This is a genomic window from Leisingera sp. M658 (assembly GCF_025144145.1).
In the GTDB taxonomy this organism is placed as follows: Bacteria; Pseudomonadota; Alphaproteobacteria; order Rhodobacterales; family Rhodobacteraceae; genus Leisingera.
Window position 1 is genome coordinate 965,351 of sequence record NZ_CP083546.1, and the last position, 21,327, is coordinate 986,677.

Here is a 21,327-nt window from a genome sequence, read left to right on the forward strand (position 1 = left end):
CATGGCGGCTCAATCGCAAATTCAGGCCCGCGCTGCGATGCTGCGGGTCCGCTTTGAGGCCGCAGGCGCGCAGGTGGTGGACACGCCGCTGCTGCAGCCGGCCGGCACGTTGCTGGATCTTTACGGCGAGGACATCCGGGCGCGCGCCTATGTGACGTCAGATGCGCTGCACGGCGAGCAGATGCTGCGCCCGGATTTCACTGTGCCGGTGGTGGAGGCGCATATGCGCCACGGGGCGGAGCCTGCGCGCTACACCTATTCAGGCGAGGTGTTCCGGCGGCAGGAGGTCGACCCTGACCGGCCCAACGAATACCTGCAAGTCGGCTATGAGGTGTTTGAGCGCAACGATGCGGCGGCAGCGGATGCGGAGGTGTTTGCGCTGTTTGCGCTGCAGGTGCGCGGGCTGCCTTTGCGGGCGGCAACCGGCGATATCGGCATTCTGATGGCCGCCGTGCAAGGGCTGAAAACCACGGAAAAGCGCAAGGCGGCGCTGATGCGCCATATCTGGCGGCCGCGCCGGTTCCGGGCGTTGCTGGACCGGTTCGCGGGCCGGGCATCGGTCCCGGAGAACCGCAAGAAGCTGCTGGAGACCGAGGGTGATCTGACCGGGTCGGCGGTGGAGCTTGGCAAACGCCGCGCGGCAGAGGTGCAGGCGCGGGTTGAAGCGCTGCGCGAAGATGCCAAGGCGCCGCCGATTGCCGAGAATGAGCTGCTGGCGCTGGAAGCGCTGATGGCGGTACGCGAAACGGTACCCTACGCGGTAGAGCAGATGCGCGACATCGCGGTGGACCTGCCGCAGATCAATCTGGCGCTGGACCGCCTGGATGAACGCACCGCGGCGATGAAGGCGCGCGGAGTGGATGTGGAAGCCCTCGATTTCGAGGCCTCTTACGGGCGCACCTCGATGGAGTATTACGACGGGTTTGTGTTCGGCTTTTATGCCGAGGCGCGGCCTGATTTGCCGCCGATCGCCAGCGGCGGGCGCTATGATGCGCTGACCCGGCGCCTGGGCGGGGGCGAGGAAATCCCGGCGGTCGGCGGTGTGCTGCGCCCGGACCTGATGCTGCAGCTTGAGGAGGTGCGCGCATGAGTTTGAAGCTGGGGGTGCCGTCCAAGGGGCGGCTGATGGAGAAGACATTCGACTGGTTCGCCAAACGCGGCGTGACATTGGCGCGTACCGGGTCCGACCGGGAATATGCCGGCGCGGTCGAGGGTGTTGCGAACATGGAGCTGGTGCTGCTGTCGGCGGGGGAAATCCCGCGCGAGCTGGCGGCGGGGCGGATCCACCTGGGCGTCACCGGCACCGATCTGGTGCAGGAGAAGCTGCCGCGGTTCGAGCAGCAGCTAGAGAGCCTGGCCGAACTGGGCTTTGGCCATGCCGACCTGATCCTGGCGGTGCCGCAGTTCTGGATTGATGTGGACACGCTGGATGATCTGGATGCGGTGGCGTCTGCCTTTCGCACCGAGCATGGGCACCGGTTGCGGATTGCCACCAAATACCACCGGCTGGTGCGGGAATTCCTGACCGATGCCGGGGTGGCGGATTACCAGCTGGTGGACAGCCAGGGCGCGACTGAGGGCACGGTAAAAAACGAGACCGCCGAGATGGTGGCCGACATTACCTCGACCGGCGAGACGCTGCGGGCCAATCATCTGAAGCTGCTGGCGGACGGGCTGGTGCTGAAGTCCCAGGCGACGCTGTGGCGCAGCCGGGTGGCGAAATACGGGCTGGATGAGAAGGCGGCGCTGAACACGCTGCTGGATCTGCTGGAACACCAGCGATAGACGGGACCGCCCGCGCGTAAGCGCGGGCTGAGCCCAACGCCATTCGGGCATCTTTGATGCCTGCAATGGGGACGGGAGATCCTCTTTTTTGAAACCTAAGCGGTCCGTGAGCCAGAGTTCTCCCGCCCGGAGCAGCGGCATCCAAGATACCGCCGTTCCGGTTGGGCCGGGCGCCGGGCTGACGCCCGGCGCTGGCGAGGCACGCCGCGGGGGGGTGCGGAAAGCCTCAGATCACTCCGATTTCCGCCAGTGCCTGCGAGAGTTCCAGCGGCAGCGGCTCTTCTTGGCTTTTGCCGGCAGGCAGGTCGGCGGGTGAGTCTTCGGTTTTCAGATAGCGCCAGCCCTGGAATGGGCGTTTCGGCGCGGTGAGGGTACGGTGCAATTCCGGTTCCAGAATGATGGCGCAGCGGCGGATGCCGTCTTCGCCGATGACCTCATCCATGCGCAGCACGCGCTGGCGGCATTGGATCAGCCCCTTGATCACCCAATAGATTGAGCCGCCGTTGAGGATCTCCGCCTCGCGCTTGGGCCACATGCGGGTGACGTGGCGTGGCAGGCCTTCGGGCAGTTCGCGGCGGCGCATCTCCTGCCAGGCCATCAGGCTTTCGACGCTTTCGGTGCCAACCGAAAGCTTCACAAGGTTCACGCATTTATCCACAGGTTCCCCACAGAGTCGTCCAGAGCGGCACCTTTATATAGTAGTTCGGAGTTTGGTGCTAGCAAGGTCTTGTGGTACACTCGGTAATAAATTCTCAGCGATGTACGTTTTCAGCGTTGAGAAATCTGTCTTGCCTGTAGTATCGAAGCCGCCATTCAAGCTGCATTCGTGCTGCCACACGACTCAAAGGATTCGCCATATGAGCCGCTTCGCCGCCCCCATCGCCGAGCAAATCTGGGATATGAAATACCGTTTCAAGCAGGCCGATGGCACGCCGATCGACGTCACCGTCGAGGACAGCTGGCGGCGCATCGCGCGCGATTTGGCGCGGGCGGAGCAATCGCCGGATGCCTGGGAGGAGAAGTTCTTTGCCGCGCTGGAAGACTTTAAATACCTGCCCGCAGGCCGGATCACCGCAGGTGCAGGCACCGCGCGCCAGGTGACCCTGTTCAACTGCTTTGTGATGGGCACCGTGCCGGACAGCATGTCGGGGATTTTCGACATGCTGAAAGAAGCAGCGCTGACCATGCAACAGGGCGGCGGCATCGGCTATGACTTCTCAACCATCCGGCCGCGCGGCGCGGATGTGAAGGGCGTGGCGGCGGATGCCTCCGGCCCGTTGTCGTTCATGGATGTGTGGGATGCGATGTGCCGCACCATCATGTCGGCGGGCTCGCGCCGCGGCGCGATGATGGCCACCATGCGCTGCGACCATCCGGATGTTGAGGCTTTCATCACTGCCAAATCCGATTCTGCCCGCCTGCGCATGTTCAATATGTCGGTGCTGATCACCGATGCTTTCATGGATGCGGTCAAGGCCGACGGGTCCTGGGAACTGGTGTTTGACGGCAAGGTCTACCACACCGTGCAGGCGCGCGATCTGTGGAACAAGATCATGCAGGCGACCTATGATTATGCCGAGCCCGGCGTGATCTTCATCGATCGGATCAACAAGGCCAACAACCTTTCCTATATCGAAAACATCTGCGCCACCAACCCCTGCGGCGAGCAGCCGCTGCCGCCCTATGGTGCGTGCCTTTTGGGCTCGGTCAACATGGCGCGGCTGGTGGCCAATCCGTTTGAGAAAGACGCGCATCTGGACCAGGAGGCGATGCAGGAGCTAGTCGCCACCGCGGTGCGGATGATGGACAATGTGGTCGATGTCTCCAAATTCCCGCTGGAGGCGCAGGCGCAGGAAGCCAAGAACAAGCGCCGGATCGGCCTGGGGGTCACGGGCCTGGCCGATGCGCTCTTGATGCTTGGTCTGGAGTATGGTTCGGACGAAGCGGCGCGTCAAACCGACGAATGGCTGCATAGCATTGCCCGCGCCGCGTATCTGGCGTCGGTGGATTTGGCCAAGGAGAAGGGTGCCTTCCCGCTGTTCGACGCCGAGGCGTACCTCAGCTCCGGCAATATGCTGAACATGGACGAGGACGTGCGCGACGCAATCCGCGAGCATGGCATCCGCAACGCACTGCTGACCTCCATCGCGCCGACCGGCACCATTTCGCTGTATGCCGGCAATGTGTCCTCGGGCATTGAGCCGGTGTTTGCCTATGCATACACCCGCAAGGTGCTGCAGAAGGACGGGTCGCGCACCGAAGAGGAAGTGGTCGATTACGCAGTGCAGATGTACCGCGAGAAATTCGGCGCCGATGCCAAACTGCCCGGTTACTTCGTCAACGCCCAGACCCTGCCGCCCGCGGCCCATGTCAAGATGCAGGCGGCGGCGCAGAAATGGATCGACTCGTCGATCTCCAAGACCATCAACTGCCCGGAAGACATCTCCTTTGATGACTTCAAGGACGTTTACATGCAGGCCTGGGATCAGGGCTGCAAAGGCTGCACCACTTACCGTCCGAATGACGTGACCGGCTCGGTTCTGTCGGTCAGCGAAAGCGCCGACACCGCGCCGGGCGAGACCGCCCAGGCACCGCATGAGAGCGATAGTGCCGAAGTGGTCTACATGTCCGAACCGCTGGACCGCCCGCAGTCTCTGGAGGGCCATACCTACAAGCTGAAGTGGCCCGACAGCGAGCACGCGATCTATCTGACCATCAACGATATCATCATCAACCACCACCGCCGTCCGTTCGAGGTGTTTATCAACTCCAAGAACATGGAGCATTATGCCTGGACGCTGGCGCTGACCCGGATGATCTCGGCCGTGTTCCGCCGCGGCGGTGATGTGTCCTTTGTGGTCGAGGAGTTGAAAGCGGTGTTCGACCCGCGCGGCGGCGCCTGGGTGCAGGGCAAATACATCCCGTCGATCCTGGCGGCGATTGGCGGCGTGATCGAAACGCATATGGTCAAGACCGGCTTTCTGGAAGGCGAGGGAATGGGGCTGAAATCCGACCCGCAGGCGCAGGTGGTGAACCTGAACGCCCCGCGCGGCAAAGCCTGCCCGAGCTGCGGCCAGTTCGACATGCAGATGGTCGAAGGCTGCATGACCTGCCGCAGCTGCGGTCATTCGAAGTGCGGCTGAAGGGGCTGGGGGTTCTTGTTGATGTGTGACGTCCGACAGCGGAACTGCGTCTTTGCGACAAAAAACGGGTTTTTGATCTAGGCTTCTACGGCGCTGTAGAACTGTCCGTTTGGGCGGCAAAGTGCCTCACCAATCAGAGAAGGCGGAGCTAGTGCTCCGCCTTCCTCGCTTTCTGGGTGGGTACATGCGAAACTGGATTGCTTTCCGCAGTCATTTGCAATTCCTTGAGCCCAATTTTGTTTGCCGCTCAATCCAGTATGACCTCCTGTTGTCAACGCGACATAGCCTGAAGTTCAATGCTCAAGAAGGGCCGACAGCGTCCTTTCAGTGAGGTCTTCCGCAAAGTGCAGGTCCAGTTTGACCTGGGCGTTTGAAGCGGTGTCTTCCGCGAACCTGCGGACCATTGCGCGCTCCCCGCAAGACAGCTTGCCCAGTATCATTAGGTCAATGTCCGAGTGCTCTCGGAAATCCCCCTTAGCGAGCGATCCGAAAAGCTCATGTGCGATTCCTTTGCGTGCCAATTCCGAATGAATCGTCTGCCAGGCGGCTTTTGCCGCCTTCAGATGCAGTTGCCTGCGCTGCTCCTGCAAAACTTCGAAACGTGTCATCCGGGTCTCCCTGCCCCCAAAATAGAGGCTGCTCCGGTAACTGTCATGGGAAAGGTTGATTTGGGGCAGCTGCATGGCCACAAGCGAAAGCTTGATTTGGGAAATGGCAAAGGGCCGTTCCCGGTACTCGTGTAAACAGGGGCGGAAAGCAGACGATCGCTACGGGCGCGGGATAAATTCAAGCAGCTAAGCAAAGCAGACATCGAATAGGCTGACGTTTTGAGCACGGTAGCCCTAGATGCACACATGGCATTTCAAATTGAAATGCATCTCAATATACTCATCCTAAACGTGCCACGTGATCTTGATAGCGGCCGAAACAGGAATTTTTAATGCATATTCATCGTCTCAAGATTTCCGGCCTGCGTGGGGTGCAAGACGCAGACATTACATTTGGCAAACACTCAGTTCTTGTTGGGCCGAACAATAATGGCAAGACAACGATTGTTGAGGCTCTTGCACTGTTGCTAGGGAGGGACCGATTGGTTCGGCGCTTGACCGAACATGACTTTCACCAAAGCAGACCAATCGAAACATCTCGAATCTTAATTGTCGCCACCATCGCAGGCTTTCCCGAAAATGACCCGCAACATAGTCCGTCTTGGTTTGCGATGGATCGCGGAGGCGTTGAGAAGTGGCTCAACCCAAGTACAGGCTCCCTTGCCGCCTCGGCAGACGAACATCACACTGAGCTTAGTGTTCAGATAGCATTTGCGGCCCGTTTTGATCTCCAAGAACTCGAAGCCGAAACTGTCAGGTTCTTTGTGGATGATGAAGCAAACCTTGGTGATCCGTTCCATGAAGATACAAGCCACACTCCGATTTCGTCAAAGACGCTTCAAGAACTTGGATTCTTCATGGTCCCAGCTTCCCGAGCATGGGACAAATGGATTTCTTTTACTTCAGAGCTTTTTCGACGTCTCGTTGCAACATTGGGTGGTCTTCCTGCGACTGCTATACGCGATGCAAGGGAACGTCTTTGGGAACCGGGAACAGGTCAGCGGTTAGAAGAACAGGACGGCCTAAAAGCAATTGTTGAGCAGGCCAATGATGAACTTGGAAAGCTCATGCCATCATCACCAAGACTTCAGCTTCGGATTACAGGCACAGACAGCAATTCAGTCCTTGAAACTGTCGTGCCTCATTTTGCTCACGGGGACGGCCCAACCCTCCCTTCCGCCCGGCAGGGAACTGTCTTGACTTCCTTGCAAAGCCTTCTGTTGCTGATGCAATTCGGCAAGGCCAGAGCAGATGCGAATAAGTCATTCGTCCTCGCGGTGGAGGAGCCCGAACTACACATTCAACCTTCTCAACAAAAGCGGCTCGTCAACCGGCTAAACGCGCTCTGCGATCAGACTATTGTCACTACACACTCGCCACTTGTTGCGGCGATGTTCCCTGTCGAAGCAACTTACTTTGTCGACAACGACGATGGGCAAATGTCTGTTTCGCCATTGTCAAAGACAGCACCCGCTGGTCCGACCAATCACAAGCAACACCTCTTTTTTGCTTGGCGACAAAAGCTGATTGCCGCGCTGATGCATCAGCGTGTTTTGGTCCCAGAGGGTATCAGCGATGTCGCTTGGCTAGAGGCGCTCCAAACTGCTTTGGAGCTTAGGCAAAGTTGGGATTCGCCTGAAGACGAACAATCGAAGTTTTCGACGTTTGTTGGGGTCGTGCCCACAGACGACGCAAAGATTGCTGAGACGCACGAAGCGGTCAGACGGGTCCATCATCATTGCGCGATCCTTGTCGACGGAGATCAAGCCGGAAGGGACTACCTAACGGAACTGAATGCGGTTGATCCATCGCCTAGTGCGGCAATCATATGGCCAACTGGTTGGAAAGTTGAGCACGTGGTCACTTGGATTGCGGAAGCAAACCTTGCACAAGTTTTGCCTCACTTAGCTGAAGCCAATGGCACGGCAATCGGTAACGCGGCAGAGCTTTCTGCTTTTCTAGAAAAAAGAAAGTCCTACGCCCCCACACAAGAAATCACGTCGGCGATCCTGATGGGCGAAGCCGCATGCCGCAAGAGGGCAGCGCAGCTACTTAATGCACTGTGTGACACACTAATTGACCCATCAGTCCAGAGCTCTCCACTTTTCGTTCGAGAGACCGACGACGGTGCTGCAATGCCCACCTTCCGTTTCGAACCGCCCAATGACCTTTGACTTCTTCGAAGGGCCTGCTGGATCTGGAAAGACCTTCAGCATGGTGGCTCACGCCCGTCAATTGATCGAGAACGACGTGTTGGGTGAAGGTCAACGTATGCTTGCCCTTACCTTTATGAACGGTGCGCGACGGCGGCTAACGGAAAGCTTGAACGCTGAAACTTCATTCAGACGGAAGTTCGACTGTCTTACCTTTGACTCTTTTGCTCAGACATTAGCCACACGAAGAAGCGCGAAACTGACCGACGAGATGCGGCAGCAAGCAGGGGAATTGGGCCAGTTTCACGGGCCTTGTTTCTTGGCTGGTGAGCTCCTGAAAGATGCAGAGGTTCGCCGTTGGGTGGCAAGAACCTACCCCTTGGTGCTGGTCGATGAGGCTCAAGACCTTGATATCCATCGGCAAGGAATAATTCTTGGTTTGAAGGAGTGTTGCGCGGTTGTTGTTGCCGCGGACAGTTTCCAGTGTTTGAGCGATGGCCAAGAAACAGCAGACTTCATCGACCAATTGCTAGGCGCCGGAACCTCTCACTCCCTTACTCAAAGTCACCGAACAGACAAGAGTGGTTTGCTTGCCGCCGCTTTGGCAGTGAGGAGAGGTGAAGACATTCGGGACGTGTTGAAAGAGGAAACGATCGGGAAGACTGACAGGGTTCATTGGGTCGGCGAAGGTATTGAACTTTTGGAAGTTCCAGCCACGGCTAAAAATCCAGGATTGCTCGCATGGAATTTGGCGTTTCAATTGAGACTTGGCTCTGACGACGTTGCAATCCTCACGCCAGATTCGAAGTACACAATCATACGGAGAGCAATTAATACGGTCACAGAAAAGCAAAGGCCATGGCCACACAACGCATTTTCAGTCTGTTGGGAAGGCGGTGATAACAGCATTGCGGACGAGCTGACAGAAGCGATTGGGTTTCCAGCCTCAGCTTCATACGATGAAGTATGTGCATTGCTGGCCAATCACTTGGCAATGCCCACGGTCAAATCAGTGGACCGGCGTATCCGCAGGCTGCATAGGGTGACAGGCCAAAGTGAGTTCAAAAAAGATCAACTGGTTTCCTTTGTCTCAGATGCAGTCAGAACCAACACACGCCTTGGCTTCAGGAAAAGTGCGAGAATAAAAGCTATGTCCATTCATGGAGCAAAAAACAGGGAGTTTGACAGAGTTATTGTCTTGTGGCCGCAATCAGCAACCGGAAGTGATGAGCACAAGCGGCGCTTGCTCTACAATGCAGTGACACGCGCAAAGAGCCATTGCGCCATTATTGTTCTTGGAGATGGGCGGCTGAATTCATCTCCCTTCGCTCCATCCTAAAGGGATTTTCATGGAATTCATCACCCAGTTTTTTCAGGCTTTGAAGTCACCAAAAACGGCCCTTGTGCTGTTTTTGTTTAGTGGAGCGCTCCTGTTTATTCCCATCGACCGTTTGGGGCTAAAACAGCCCGAGTTTACCGACGCGTATCAGACGCAAATTCTGTTAGTTTTCTTTTTGTCCTCGGCAGTTCTTATCTTGGAAATGGCAATATGGACGGTTTCCACGATCAGTGCTCCCTTCCAAAGGCGGGCACGCGAAAAGGCTTACCAAGAGAATATCGAAAAGACTTTTTATTCACTGAACCTCGATGAACTTTGTGTGCTTTGGGCAATGACTCAAGGTGGCTCAAAAACGATTAAGGCGAGCTATGACAACCATGTAATGGTGTCGCTCAGGCAGAAAAATGCCTTAGGATTGATGACGGGTTTCCAAAGCTTACACGAGGCGCATCACTATATGCCTGACGCACTTTTTGAACTTGTGGCGGAGCGTGGTTACGAGCGCATGCCTGCAGAATTTAGGAACTCCGTACGGTTTGAGGATGAAGTCCGAGAGAGAGTGCATCGATCTATAGATTGGCGCACTTGGGGCTAGTTTCCCCGTGCTCTGTTCGTCCTAGGTAGTTGAGGTTTTTGCGTGTTCAGCGAACGACCCCAACTTGGGCTGCAATCGCAGCATTGCAGTGTTGCGCCGAGAGCCCACTCTGGGCCGCCCGTGCCGGCCGTGTGCGCACTTCCATGCTGTATCAGTTGGAGAATAGAAACGATGACGGTTTGCGGCTCCCCATGATCCATCTTGCCAAGAACAATGCCAGTGAGTGTCTGTAGCATCCAGGGTGAGCTGAGATGCGACACGGACTACCGCCTTTGTTAGGCTGATTCCGGAATCCAAGTTACCCATTTAGCGGGTAGTGTTGAGGTCCTGGGGCAATAGTGGAAGGACGTTCAGGCGCGGTATAACTGACGCTCTCAACGTATCGCACTCCAGAATGGGCGTCTACAAATGCCGCATTCGTTGGGTCGAAAAGGCAAAGGTTGGCACCTTCTGAAACCGAACTGCGAAAACGAACTGCATCGAACCCTCGCTGCTTCAAAACCTCGGCCAGCAATTGAGTGATCCGATAGCTGACCTTGTCCTCCGGCGTCACGGGTGTGCTCATCAGGCGATCAAAGTAATGAATGACTTCGTACATCTCTAGCCGATTTTCGTTGGTCGCAAAGAGGGCAATATCTGGATCAAAGTCTGCAACGCAAAGATCCTTGTTGATTTCAAATCCACCCAGAGAAACATAGTGCCCGGGATGGGGGCGTATTTCCGCGAGAGCGGTATCTGGATTGGATCCAAGGTAAAGTACAGGATTGCCTATGCGGTTGAGTCGACCGTTTCCTGGGTTCGGTGACGCGCCAATCTGGGCGCCCATGTGAGGTTTGCGTACGATTTTACTTTCGAAGCCCAGGGAGCGAACGAAGCGACTTTCGTAGCCGGTGCGCGCCCTAAACCAAATGCCTCCCTTTGGCAACACGAATTTCAGGTCTGATATGAATGGGGAAATCACCGCATCGAGTTCTCCCGAAACTTCTTCGAAGTTTTCAGCATCGATGCGCTTTCTTAGATCGCTTACTGTTTTTGGCCTTGCACGAGAGATGGCGAAGTTCATCATGCGCTGGCCACCGGAATCGAATCCCGCATAAACTGAAATTCCCTTATCCCAATCCGGATAAGCCGGCTCCTGCAATAGGTAATCAAATTCGTCAAGATGTTCGTCACAAGCAAACGGCTTGAGTATTGGGTTCTCAGGGTTACTAAACAGATCGAGAACTGAATCTCCACCCCAATGGTGGTTGTATGCGAGTTCATCCCAGTAAAAACGGATCAGTGCTCGAATTAGCATTACCATTGATTCAGTGTCGTTCGGATTGCGCACCGTGGCATCCGTTTTGCAACAAATGCCACAGACCCCAATGACACTGTCGGCTTCAATGTTGCGTTTTAAACTCGGATGCTGTGCGCACTCTAAACAAACGCTGACCTTCAAATCTTCTTCATCCACTTGCACTAGTCTACTGCCTCGTCTAGTCAACAAGCGAGAGAATGTCATCAGATGTGGTGAACCTCCATAGGGGAACACCACATTTTTTCAGAGTAATTCATCCCATTTCTGTCGGCTGGCGCTATATGTTTGATGCCCAACTGAGCGACAGGAATAAGCCTTTGGTTGCTTTGGATTATTTGCCGTCGTTTGCGTCTATTACGCGAGTGGCGGCATTGCCCCGCCTCACCGGCCTCTGACGATCGTGCCGATGCTGCATAGCGCATGAAGGGCCGTTTCGGTGAAGCCGCGTCGCAGCGACCGGTTCGGGTGTGAAAGGCAGCAATGGGCGTCAGTGTCGGAGCGGTTTTGGCCCTTCAAGTCCCAATTTGAGCCGTTCGATCTGAGTGGACGCGGACTGTGCTCTTGCAATGAAATGATGCCATTCTGAAGGTGCCGACGCATCAGGCTTGGGTGTTGAAGCAAGGAGTTCTTTAAGCGTTTTCAATCCTGTACGCTCAATTGTGCTAATGTGTTGCGTTTCATCCGGTTCAGCAAACATCGAGCACCCCAGACTACTGCCAAGTGCAGGAAAGTGCCGGGCCTTGTGACTGTCCCATTCCTGTCGCGTTTGAAGGCAAGCCTCTTGAAGTATCAGGAAGCTACGCTTCGCATTTGAGATGCTGTCCTGCGCTTTTACTTGCAAAGCCGTGATATCGGAATCTCTGGCAGCTTTGATCGCTTGCTTTGACGTGCGGAAGGCAAGTGCCGCATAGAATAATGCACCAGCGGAAATCAGGATTGAAAGGATCTCAAAAGCATTTTGCACAACAAGTTCCAAATTTTCCAAATGTAGTTTCCTTCCGAATGCAGTCTCAAAAAGTCATTTTATGGTGCCCTTCGATAATACAAGATCGGGTCAGGTTTGATTGATTTCAAGACGTCATATTCGACATACCATCGCCAATGGCAGCTTTGCGGAAGTGGCGTTGCTGCATTTTAGCAAGCGATCAAAGTCCGGTAAGGGCCGACTATGTCTTTGGTGAGCGCCGGGCGTTACGAACTTTAGCAACCCTGCTACCCGAGCTCAGCGGCAGCGAGGAGTGGCATGGCCTCTCGCAAGCGGCAGTTCACAGACTGCAACCTGGTTCCACCGCATTCCAGTACTGGTTTACAGGCAACCTTCGGGCGCGCTGCTCAATCTCTGGCAGGCTCACAGGTTGGAAATCCCAAACGTCGACACCCACGTTTATGCTGTTGCGCGTACCCTGCCAGTTATTGTGGACGTGGCCGAACAATTGGAGCGCTTTGCGGCGGGCGCCCGGGAAGGTGATCATTGGGTAATGGCATAGGAACACTCTCCGGCCATCAACCAGAATCTCAGCCATGTCCCTGACGCTGTCCCATTGCAGCCTTCGAACCCAGGGACGGTCATGGTTCCCCGTGATCAGGTGCTTTTTGCCCGGGATCTGCTCGAATAATTGGCGCAGTCTTTCCCGTTCCTGGTTGGTGACCTTCCCAACGGCAAAGTCGCCCAGAATCCAAAAGTCATCATCGGGCTGCACGCGCGCCCGGTACCGCTCAAGGATGTGCGCATCCATTTCTTCAGCACTGGCATAAGGCCGGTTGCAGAAACGAATGGCGTTCTCATGGCCAAAGTGCGGGTCCGCGGTAAACCAGACAGCCATGTGATCCCCTCGTTCTCAGCGCAGTACTGCCTGCCTGTTCTGGAAAGGCTGCCGTTTTCCGCCGCGAGACTCAAGGAATAAGTTAGCCACTTCAAGTGCTTGTCAGAATTTCCCGTTTTCGCAAAGTCGGCGCACCATGGGGCTGTGGCTCCTTTCCAAGGCTGCTCGCTTGCCGCGATTTCAGCTTCGCCATTATCCTCAACGTGTGCCGCGGCAGGAGTTGCTGATACACTTGAACCCTGTTCCAGGATCGAATTTTGCTTCCACCCTTCTTAGCTGGAACCGGCTGAAGCGAAGATCTGGCACATAGTTTTTCCGTCGCTGGAATAGAAGTGAGCCCAGCCTATTTGAGGCCGTGTTGAAGCCCCGGCGTCCAGGCAAATGGCCCGGTAGTTATCAATCCCGTCCATCTCGGCCATGGCCTCTACCCGCGGGTTCAAATCCTCTCGCACGGCCGGTGTGTGTCCATGGACAACGATTGTTGCCCCCTTGAAATAACCCCCTTCGCCATAGTCCCAGCCATCTGCGAAACATAAGAACTTGTGACGGATTCCGGCCCAGTGGCTATCAGAGAGAGGCCGGTGCCGGTCTAGATGTCTTTCCGGAGAGGCATCCGGATCCAAACCGGCATGAACCATGAGAAGATCGCCGATCCTCACATGCGATGGTGCGGAATGGATCGCGCGAATGAATGCCTCCGGAATGGAAGAGGCAATGCGCTCCCTGACATCCGAAAATGGCTCTGGAGCCATGTCCGGGGCGATTTCCGCCAGCAGTGACCGGCCGCCATTGGCCAGCCAGAGATGATGATCACCGCCGTTCAGAACATTGAGGAGCGCCAGCTCATGGTTGCCTGGCAAAATGAGCTTTTCGTCTGCGCCTGCCAGGCTTCCCGCTTCTAGTGCCAAGCGGATGGCGCGCAAGCTCTCAGGGCCGCGGTCAATCAGGTCACCGAGAAAGACCAGCACCCGCTTCTCAGCAGTTCTGTCTATTACGCGAATTGCCTCAAGGATCGCTGCAAGCTGGTCCGCTCTCCCATGCACATCTCCGATGGCAAAAAGCTCGATACCTTGCGGAAGGGTGCCGGGCAGAGGGCGCTGCGGAAGGCTGAAATTTCGGGTCTGTGGCATGTTCCATCACGGTGGTTGATTGTTGTTTTTTGGGGGGCGGAGAGGAATGACCTGAGATGTTTTCCAGGCATGGTCCTAGCGGCGCTTAGGGGGAACTATTCCATCCTCCAATTTCACCCTGAAGCACCCGGCAACGGGACCAGGCACAGCTCCTCCAGCGGAAGCTCTTCTGGACCGTGCTTTTCAAGGGGAAAGCCGACGGAGACATTGCGCACGGGGGTGCTTCCGACCTGGGCCGCCAGCCGACGGTGAGAGTGCCCGAAGTACCATCCGTCAATCCAGTGCTGATCGAACAGAGGCGTGAGGTCAGAGTGAAACGCCGGGGTGAGGTCGTCGATCTGACCGGCGGCGTCGGGATGGGGGCCGTGGTGCGTGACTACGAAGCTGCGGCCGTTTGGGACCCAATGAGGTTCTGCAAGTCGATCCTCCAGCCAACTCCGCTGGGTGTTGTGCAAGGCCAGGATGTCCTCCGGTGTAATGGCAACCTGCTGCGGACGCCCGAGCAGTTCGGATGGTGAGAGCGGGCCAGCTTCCAGCCGTTTGAAAATCTGCGAATAGTCGTTCATGTGCTGACGCGCCACGTTCATGGCAGCCTCGGGATCGTTCAGCATGGCAAAGTCTGTCCAAAGGGTCGTGCAGAAGTAGCGGTCGTCGCCATGGCGCACCTCGCGCTGCTGTGCGAATTGAACCCCGGCCGCTTTGGCCAGCTTTTCCAGCTCATCATCAGCGCACAGACAGGCGGCGTAATAGTCGTGATTGCCTGGGAAAATGATCGTCCTTGATGGGTCTATGAAGCGGCGCAGATAGGCGAAGGCTGCCGACCAGTTTGTGAATGGAGCGTTTGCTAGGTCTCCCGCAATGATCAAGGCATCGAGTTCAGCCCATTGCAGGCTGCGATCCAGGCCGTGCGACTCGAATGGCTCTCTGCGGATTTTATTGTAGCTGTCGTGGTGGAGGTCTGCGAGCACTGCGACCTTGCCCGTTTTCCAGGGAATTTCGATCGGGGTACGGGACATGATCATGTTTCGGTGCTTCGGCTCTGGCTGGCTTTCTTAGATCGCCCGTAACATCCATGCACGTTTCCGGGGTGGAGTCTAGGCGTTTGGTTTTAAATGATTTTTCGCAAAAGCCATTGCCGTTCTCAGATCGGGTGGAATGGAAAAGACCGCTACAGAGAGCATCTCGGCGAACTGGCTTCAGCTCAGGCTTCGTCGAGCAGGAGGTCAATCTCTGATCTCTCAAAAATAGCCCCATAGTCTTCGCCATCCGGACTGAACGGAAGAACACCATTCTCTTTCAATCTGACCCGCAGGGACTGCCAAGTCATTCCCTTTTCGACGGCGAGGCCGCGCAGCGTAACGAACCTTTTGTGGAATGCCTCGATATCTGCTGGCGATAGAAAGCGTTGCATTGCGCCCGTTTTGGGGTTCAACCCTACGGTTGAAGGGGTGTGGCCTCTCCTCACCAAACGAACCGCGGCAGCCCTCACGAGACCGCACTGCTGTGCAAACTTTTCCAGGCTGATGCCTGGTGCATCGGGTCGCTGCATTAGGCGTTCAACTTCATCAGTCGTAACGAGAAGAGAAAGATAGCCGTCCTTGGTCATGTGTTTGCCAATGCGGCGCAGTTGGCCAGTTTCAATCATTTGGATGATCGCGCCAGGCCTGATCTGAAGACGCTGTCCAGCCTTTGGAATGTCAGACCATTGGTGCATCGGCACATAGATCGGTTCTGCTCCGGTCAACAGTTTTTCGATGAAGGCCCGGCCAGCCCGAACATCCCACAGGGGCTTATGATCCGCCCCATCGAGAAAGGGTTGAAAATAGCCGTCTTCTCTAAGAAGTTCGAACTGATACCTTGGAATACTCAGTGCGGTCTGGAATTCACCTGCTGACTTTAGTGAATTCAAACCATCAAGGAATGGTTTGGCCGCAGCAGCGTCAAATACTTCCCACTTGCCCTTGTCGCCAGCCTCCCTAGGCTGGACGTATCCGGCTTCGACAAGGAGCTTGCGCAACCGGCGGGGGTCCATTCCCACCTCCCGCGAAGCCGTGATAACCGAGTGGACGCGGCGCTCCAAAACAGGTTCGCCCATGAGATCGTCTCCAGGCCCCAACGGCCAGGTTGTCGCAATGTGGTCACGCAGAATAGCTCTGAATTGTGAGTACTCTTCAGAACGCAAATCGAATGCCAACCGGTCATAGAGGTCTCCGAACTTCTTCTTGGGGCCCTCTGTCGGTTCTCCAACCTGGTCCTGGATCTGGCCCAGAGCATCGCGGATGCGTTCTTCGCCGCAATATGCCCATTGGAATCCTGCGCTAAAGACGAGCCAGGCATCTTCAGGTGGGAATTTTCTCCATTTCGGCCACTTTTGGGTCCAAAGGGTTCTTCCCAACAACTCGCAGAAATGAGCGGCAGGATAGAGGGAAAACTGATCCAGCCAGATGCCGGATTTCTCGCCGCGCAGCCGCGCTCCAATCCATTTGTCGAAATCACTGGGTTCACGCGTGGGTTCGTCCAGTTCGCCTGAAAAGATGGCTGGAGCGATTTCTGCCATGCGAGTAGCTACATCGTACCTGTCTGTCTTGGATGAAGCTTTCCAAAGAGGGACAAGCGGGTGAAGGTGCTCAAGACAAAGCGTGACCGGCCGGAAAAGCCAGTCTCCGCGTAGATGCATTGCCTGGTCTGGCGGCAAATCCTGACCTTCTGCGTCCTCGCGCAGGCATAGAGGGCAGCCGCGAACCGTTGTTTCTCTAATCGCCTTGGCATGCATGTACTGCCCGCGGAACCGATGCCGCCTGGAGCCAAGGTATTTCGGAGACCAGGCTTCGATCGCCTCCGCGGACTGGCTGCAGAGTATCGCAAGCTGCGCCAAGTCCTTTGTTGCCCCGTCGATGATCCTGGTGAAAGAAAGCCCCATGTCGGCAGTGAAATCCTGGGTGCTGACGCCATTGTAGGCAGCAACACGGGAAGCGAAGGAAAAGGCTGGCTCGCGGTTGCCAAGCTCCGGGACAAGGGACAGGTGCTGGTTCATTTCACTTGGATATCAAATGCCACAGATGGTGTAAGGCGCGATTTGACTAGGAAGCCTGGGAAGCAAGGCAATCTAGATTGTGTCCGCGCTAGGCTTCAATGGAGAAGTAGTGCGTTGTAATCAGGGCTTGTGTTTAAGCGTTGGGCGGGGCAGAGCTGACAGATGCTGGCCGCGTCTGCCAGATTTGGGCCAAGTGGCCCTGCCTCGAAAGGTGTGTTGGGTCTTGAGCTGTCAGCACCCTGATGCTTGGCCTTGGCTCCCTATTTCAAAAAGTACTTCTCCGCTTCAGGATGATCCTTGAGTTGTTCCGGCCGGTAGGCACGCATCTCACCGAGATGAGAGACGGTTTCAGCTTCCAGCCGGGTGATTACTGAAGGATGTAAGGGAAAAATGGAGTTCACAATCCGTGGCTTTTGTGGCCAGCGTTTTTTCAGCGGGCCAAAACTGAACATGAAAGTCTCTTCGTGCTGCATGCCGAGAGGATCTGGCATAACGTAGAGCTTGTCGGCATTGAATTGGACTTCTGGTACGCATTCCTCCAGTTCTTCAAGCATCCAGCCAAGGGCTATATCGCTCAACCGGGATTCCGGTTCGGGATAGCTTCCACCGACGTCGCTGTGGCAGCCTGGGAACCAGACCTGCTTCAGCCATGGCGGGTTACGTCCTTCTGTCTTTTTTGCCTCTGCTGGCATTGCCCATTTCACGCGCGGAAAATTTTTCCTGTGCTCGTCGATAGCGAGCGCGTGTCGGGCAAAGCCGACATCTGAGTCCAGCCACTTGTCATAATTCTTCAGGTTCCATTTGGCGTAATGGCCGTATCTCCAGATCAACGGCCAATCCGCTATCCTGGAGAGCCTCAGTGGGCGATCCTCGTCAGGCGAGAAAAATTTCCACTGCGACCACTTCAGCTTGCCGTACCAGTAAGCAATGACCCCCAGAAGAATGACAAGTGGTGCCCATACGAACCACGGCCAGGAGAGCCACAGTGCCATTACTAGTGCAGCCAATAGAGCGACTACCGCCGTCCCAGCCGCAATTCCTACTTGCGCATTGCCTAGGGCAGCTACTGTATCGAAGACACCAATGAATGTTGGCTGCACGTTGCCTTGCACATCCTTTTCCGCATCCGGAACGTAGCTGCCGTACTTTTGCCGGAACCGGCGCCCGAGCTCTTCCCTTCTCTCGTAATACGGTTGCTGCCCCCGGGGATAGCCGTTGCCGTGATTGTAAACGTAGTTGACGGCATCAGAGGCGAGCTTGCGAAGTCTTGGCCCGAACCGAGGTACCTGTGAACCGTCTGGCATCTTTGTGGGAATGCCGCAGAGGTTCATTACATTGGCTACAGCACGGACAGTGTATGCTCCGCGGGAAAAGCCAAAAAGCAGGATCCTGTCGCCAGGCTCGTAGTACGAAATGATCTTCTCATAGCAATCAATGACGTTTTCATCGATACCGGTTCCGACAGCCGCAGACAGGACATTGCGAAGCCGCTTCAGGGTAAAGCCGCCAACTTCCCCCGCGCCCAGGCCGGCGTCGTAGAAACAAACCTGCTCGCTTGGCTTGATGGGTGAAGATGGGCCGGGGCGCATTGCCCGGTACATCTTGTAAATGTTTGAAAGGCGCTGGTCTGGACGCAGGCCGCCCACTTGTCCTGTTCCATCTGAGAAGATCAAAATGTTCTTGGGCATTATCGCGCTCGTAATATTCCAGGGGCGGTTTAGTAACGGATAGCGGTATTCTTTCACCAAATCACTACTAATAATTGTGCGCCTGACACCGAGCTGAGCAACCGCCCCTCAACCTGTTCTTGGAAGCCGACTTTAGTGCCGCCTGCGGCGAACTTGCGGCATGAGCCCTCACCAGTCGTTGCCATTTTGTGCTGCATGCGCTCGCAGCTAAGATTTTTCTGCACGCGCGCAAATTCTCATGTTGCGGTGCGGCGGCCATTCCGGCTGTTCGCGCACCACGCAGCATTCATTAAGGTGGGAATTTACAGGTCGCCGGACCTTGCTGTCATTCGCTGCGCAAGCAGCCTAGCCAACTCCATGTGTCCGCTTAGCGCGGCAGGAATACGTGCCTTGCAACCGTCCGAACGGTAGCTGTTACTGAGGCTCGACCCCTGGCGATTTGGCACTCAAAGGTTCCTCCAGGTGCTTCAATCAGTGCGGGCTGGTCAGGTGTCAACGCCCCATTCCCTAGGCCGGCCGCTAAAACGGATAAAGCTCCGGTGCCCCCCGCAGAATTTGCCACTTCACCTTTGTCAGACACCCAAACAGTCTTGATGTGATTGTCTGAAGCCTTGGTAAAGAACATGACCAGGTATTGGCTGTAATTGCCCCCTATACCAAATTGAGCCATCGGAAACTGACTGCCCGCAGTTGCACTTAACTCGATGGCGGCGTCAGATAAAGCGGAGTGGTCGCCGAGTGCGATGTTAAGCTTGTCCGTATCTACAACCAAGTACGGCAACCCGGCATTGACCACTGAAACCGGGACTGCCTCACCTCCAGTTCGTAGCAGCTCTTGGGTGTTGATCAGCAAATCCGGAGCGGAAACAAACCATTTGGCATGTGTCACAGCAATATTCCTGCGCACCAGCTCCACTTCCATTGAACCACTTGCGGTGTCGAGAACGAAGTGCTGTTGGTCCGCAGATAACGTGGAACCTTGTTTCTCCGCGAGTACTGTAGCCGCTGCCATCAGTGCGGTTCCTGCATAGGGTGCGAAAGCAAATCGGGAAGCCAGAAACAACGCCCCGTCCGAGCCTTGCTCAAATGGCGGGTAGAGCAGGCAAGAATTGATTAAGTGGTTGCCGTTGGGCGGCAGGTTCAGGAAATCGCGGATCGGTTCATGTTCCAACCGGAGCTCTGTTAAGGCGTCAACTGCGTTACGCGACGCAAGCTCCGGCAAACCAGTGTTTACTACTCGAAGTATGTCACCAGCCAACTCTACATCAATTGCAGTAATTGGCTTCTGCTTTGCAACGGCTGCCATCGAGATTCCTTAACGTCAGATGATTGATCAACTTGTTCCACTGGAAATTCTTAGAGTCAGCTGTTCTGAAAGACAATCTGGCCCCTGAGGCCGATCCGCCTGTCACGCCGACACAGACCGCGAAGCCACGCAAATCCAACCGGGGGTCATTTCCAAAACATTTGCCACGCATCGAACAAGTGATTGAGCTGGACAGCACGGTCTGTGGTTGTGGTTCTGAACGGCATGTCATTGGCGAGGATGTCAGTGAGCGGCTCGATATCATCCCGGCCCACTTCCGCGTGATCGTCACCCGCCGCCCAAAGTATGCCTGCCGGTCTTGCGAAGATGGTATTACCCAGGCACCCGCTCCGGCGCATCTGATCCCCGGTGGCATGCCGACCGAGGCAACCATTGCCCATGTGATTGTCAGCAAATACGCTGATCATCTTCCTCTGTATCGCCAGGCGCAGATTTATGGACGTCAGGGGATCGATCTGGACCGGTCCACACTGGCCGCATGGGTCGGCCGGGCAGCGTTCGAGTTGCGCCCCGTATACGAGGCGCTGATGGCTGATCTGAAGCGGTCAACCAAACTGTTCCTGGACGAGACGGTGGCGCCGGTCCTTGATCCTGGCCGTAAGAAAACGAAAACCGGATACTTTTGGGCGCTCGCCCGAGATGACCGGCCCTGGACTGGAGAAGATCCACCCGGCGTGGCCTTCACCTATGCGCCGGGCCGCGCTGGTGAATATGCAGAGCAAATTCTGAGGGGCTTCAACGGCACGCTGCAAGTTGACGGCTACGCCGGATACAACCGCCTGCTTAAGCGGCAGGAAGGTGCGATCCGATTGGCTCACTGCTGGGCGCATGCCCGACGCAAGCTCTTTGACGTTGCCAAATCTGGCACAACCACCCCAATTGCGGATGAGGGGATCGCGCAAATCCAGGCTCTCTACCGCATAGAAAAGGCAATCAGAGGCAACGCCCCTGAAGCCCGAAAAGCAGCGCGGCTGGAGCGTGCAAAACCACTGATTGATCAGATGGACATCTGGCTCAGGGACAATCGTGCTCGTGTTTCCGCCAAATCACCCATCGGTGAGACCTTGAGTTACATTGCCAAATACTGGGAAGGCCTGACCGTGTTCCTTGGCGACGGTCGCGTGGAACTGGATTCCAACAGCGTCGAGCGGACAATCCGTCCAATTGCCCTGAACAGGAAAAACGCATTGTTCGCTGGGCATGAAACTGGAGCGCAGAACGGGGCAATCCTCGCGTCGCTGATTGAAACCTGTAAACTGAACAGCGTCGATCCCCATGCCTGGCTTGTCAAAACCCTGACCGCCATCGCCAATGGACATAAGCAATCCGATATCAACGCCCTGCTGCCCTGGACTTACACTCCGCAAGTGTGATCGGCGCACCGCTTACGTATATCTCGGCC

General features: G+C 56.0%; 16 protein-coding genes and 1 pseudogene. 7 read left to right on the plus strand and 10 right to left on the minus strand.

The window, feature by feature from the left end:
* The first annotated feature begins 1 nt into the window (after position 1).
* Positions 2-1,090: an ATP phosphoribosyltransferase regulatory subunit gene (locus K3724_RS04900; RefSeq protein WP_259990613.1), complete on the plus strand. Its 1,089-nt coding sequence runs from the start codon at positions 2-4 to the stop codon at positions 1,088-1,090.
* Positions 1,087-1,785, plus strand: a complete 699-nt coding sequence (gene hisG / locus K3724_RS04905; RefSeq protein ID WP_259990615.1) for an ATP phosphoribosyltransferase — start codon at positions 1,087-1,089, stop codon at positions 1,783-1,785. The genes K3724_RS04900 and hisG overlap by 4 nt, the downstream gene beginning before the upstream one ends.
* A 226-nt stretch (positions 1,786-2,011) precedes the next feature.
* On the opposite strand, the gene K3724_RS04910 is transcribed toward hisG, so the two are convergent.
* The gene (locus K3724_RS04910) at positions 2,012-2,443 is read right to left on the minus strand and encodes a DUF1489 family protein (protein WP_259990617.1); all 432 of its coding nucleotides are present in this window, start codon (positions 2,441-2,443) and stop codon (positions 2,012-2,014) included.
* 199 nt (positions 2,444-2,642) lie between these two features.
* Between K3724_RS04910 and K3724_RS04915 the strand changes: the two genes are divergently transcribed.
* Positions 2,643-4,928, plus strand: coding sequence for an adenosylcobalamin-dependent ribonucleoside-diphosphate reductase (locus tag K3724_RS04915; RefSeq protein ID WP_259990619.1), 2,286 nt, complete (start codon positions 2,643-2,645; stop codon positions 4,926-4,928).
* Between the two features lie 293 nt (positions 4,929-5,221).
* Here the strand turns inward: K3724_RS04915 and K3724_RS04920 are convergent, their stop codons facing one another.
* On the minus strand, positions 5,222-5,611 hold the full coding sequence (locus tag K3724_RS04920) for a nucleotidyltransferase domain-containing protein (RefSeq protein WP_259990621.1): 390 nt from the start codon (positions 5,609-5,611) through the stop codon (positions 5,222-5,224).
* A 257-nt stretch (positions 5,612-5,868) separates the two neighbouring features.
* Here K3724_RS04920 and K3724_RS04925 point away from each other — a divergent pair, with 257 nt between their 5' ends.
* From K3724_RS04925 to K3724_RS04935, 3 genes are read left to right on the plus strand one after another with little or no spacing between them, the layout of a single operon-like run.
* Positions 5,869-7,710, plus strand: a complete 1,842-nt coding sequence (locus K3724_RS04925) for an ATP-dependent endonuclease (RefSeq protein ID WP_259990623.1) — start codon at positions 5,869-5,871, stop codon at positions 7,708-7,710.
* Complete coding sequence (locus tag K3724_RS04930) at positions 7,700-9,028, plus strand: ATP-dependent helicase (protein ID WP_259990625.1); 1,329 nt, start codon at positions 7,700-7,702, stop codon at positions 9,026-9,028. The genes K3724_RS04925 and K3724_RS04930 overlap by 11 nt, the downstream gene beginning before the upstream one ends.
* Before the next feature lie 10 nt (positions 9,029-9,038).
* A complete protein-coding gene (locus tag K3724_RS04935; RefSeq protein ID WP_259990627.1) occupies positions 9,039-9,623 on the plus strand; it encodes a superinfection exclusion B family protein in 585 nt (194 codons plus the stop codon).
* 298 nt (positions 9,624-9,921) lie between these two features.
* Here K3724_RS04935 and K3724_RS04940 read toward each other — a convergent pair whose 3' ends face one another.
* The 8 genes from K3724_RS04940 to K3724_RS04975 form a co-directional block, all read right to left on the minus strand.
* Entirely contained in the window at positions 9,922-11,079 is a 1,158-nt protein-coding gene (locus K3724_RS04940; RefSeq protein ID WP_259990629.1) for an RES family NAD+ phosphorylase, read from the minus strand.
* Positions 11,080-11,410: 331 nt separating this feature from the next.
* Positions 11,411-11,908 carry a hypothetical protein gene (locus tag K3724_RS04945; RefSeq protein WP_259990631.1) on the minus strand — a complete coding sequence of 166 codons (498 nt, stop codon included), beginning with the start codon at positions 11,906-11,908 and terminating at the stop codon, positions 11,411-11,413.
* 280 nt (positions 11,909-12,188) lie between these two features.
* On the minus strand, positions 12,189-12,746 hold the full coding sequence (locus K3724_RS04950) for a metallophosphoesterase (protein WP_259990633.1): 558 nt from the start codon (positions 12,744-12,746) through the stop codon (positions 12,189-12,191).
* Positions 12,747-13,018: 272 nt separating this feature from the next.
* Positions 13,019-13,876: a metallophosphoesterase family protein gene (locus K3724_RS04955; protein ID WP_259988009.1), complete on the minus strand. Its 858-nt coding sequence runs from the start codon at positions 13,874-13,876 to the stop codon at positions 13,019-13,021.
* Between the two features lie 113 nt (positions 13,877-13,989).
* The gene (locus tag K3724_RS04960) at positions 13,990-14,898 is read right to left on the minus strand and encodes a metallophosphoesterase (RefSeq protein ID WP_259990635.1); all 909 of its coding nucleotides are present in this window, start codon (positions 14,896-14,898) and stop codon (positions 13,990-13,992) included.
* A gap of 179 nt (positions 14,899-15,077) precedes the next feature.
* On the minus strand, positions 15,078-16,910 hold the full coding sequence (locus K3724_RS04965; RefSeq protein ID WP_259990637.1) for a TniQ family protein: 1,833 nt from the start codon (positions 16,908-16,910) through the stop codon (positions 15,078-15,080).
* A gap of 260 nt (positions 16,911-17,170) precedes the next feature.
* Complete coding sequence (locus K3724_RS04970; protein ID WP_259990639.1) at positions 17,171-18,598, minus strand: DUF2235 domain-containing protein; 1,428 nt, start codon at positions 18,596-18,598, stop codon at positions 17,171-17,173.
* A 367-nt stretch (positions 18,599-18,965) separates the two neighbouring features.
* Positions 18,966-19,904, minus strand: a complete 939-nt coding sequence (locus tag K3724_RS04975; protein WP_259990640.1) for a proline racemase family protein — start codon at positions 19,902-19,904, stop codon at positions 18,966-18,968.
* Positions 19,905-20,026: 122 nt separating this feature from the next.
* On the opposite strand from K3724_RS04975, the pseudogene tnpC reads away from it, so the two are divergent.
* Positions 20,027-21,298 (plus strand): annotated as a pseudogene (gene tnpC / locus K3724_RS04980) (IS66 family transposase); the annotation flags it as partial.
* Positions 21,299-21,327: the final 29 nt, after the last annotated feature.

Excerpts from the sequence above, each read along its gene's own strand:
- K3724_RS04975 (WP_259990640.1), bottom strand. The coding sequence starts at position 19,904 with ATGGCAGCCGTTGCAAAGCAGAAGCCAATTACTGCAATTGATGTAGAG.
- K3724_RS04960 (WP_259990635.1), bottom strand. The coding sequence starts at position 14,898 with ATGATCATGTCCCGTACCCCGATCGAAATTCCCTGGAAAACGGGCAAG.
- K3724_RS04900 (WP_259990613.1), top strand. The coding sequence starts at position 2 with ATGGCGGCTCAATCGCAAATTCAGGCCCGCGCTGCGATGCTGCGGGTC.
- K3724_RS04965 (WP_259990637.1), bottom strand. The coding sequence starts at position 16,910 with ATGAACCAGCACCTGTCCCTTGTCCCGGAGCTTGGCAACCGCGAGCCA.
- K3724_RS04950 (WP_259990633.1), bottom strand. The coding sequence starts at position 12,746 with ATGGCTGTCTGGTTTACCGCGGACCCGCACTTTGGCCATGAGAACGCC.
- K3724_RS04935 (WP_259990627.1), top strand. The coding sequence starts at position 9,039 with ATGGAATTCATCACCCAGTTTTTTCAGGCTTTGAAGTCACCAAAAACG.
- hisG (WP_259990615.1), top strand. The coding sequence starts at position 1,087 with ATGAGTTTGAAGCTGGGGGTGCCGTCCAAGGGGCGGCTGATGGAGAAG.
- K3724_RS04930 (WP_259990625.1), top strand. The coding sequence starts at position 7,700 with ATGACCTTTGACTTCTTCGAAGGGCCTGCTGGATCTGGAAAGACCTTC.
- K3724_RS04925 (WP_259990623.1), top strand. The coding sequence starts at position 5,869 with ATGCATATTCATCGTCTCAAGATTTCCGGCCTGCGTGGGGTGCAAGAC.
- K3724_RS04970 (WP_259990639.1), bottom strand. The coding sequence starts at position 18,598 with ATGCCCAAGAACATTTTGATCTTCTCAGATGGAACAGGACAAGTGGGC.
- K3724_RS04915 (WP_259990619.1), top strand. The coding sequence starts at position 2,643 with ATGAGCCGCTTCGCCGCCCCCATCGCCGAGCAAATCTGGGATATGAAA.
- K3724_RS04920 (WP_259990621.1), bottom strand. The coding sequence starts at position 5,611 with ATGCAGCTGCCCCAAATCAACCTTTCCCATGACAGTTACCGGAGCAGC.
- K3724_RS04955 (WP_259988009.1), bottom strand. The coding sequence starts at position 13,876 with ATGCCACAGACCCGAAATTTCAGCCTTCCGCAGCGCCCTCTGCCCGGC.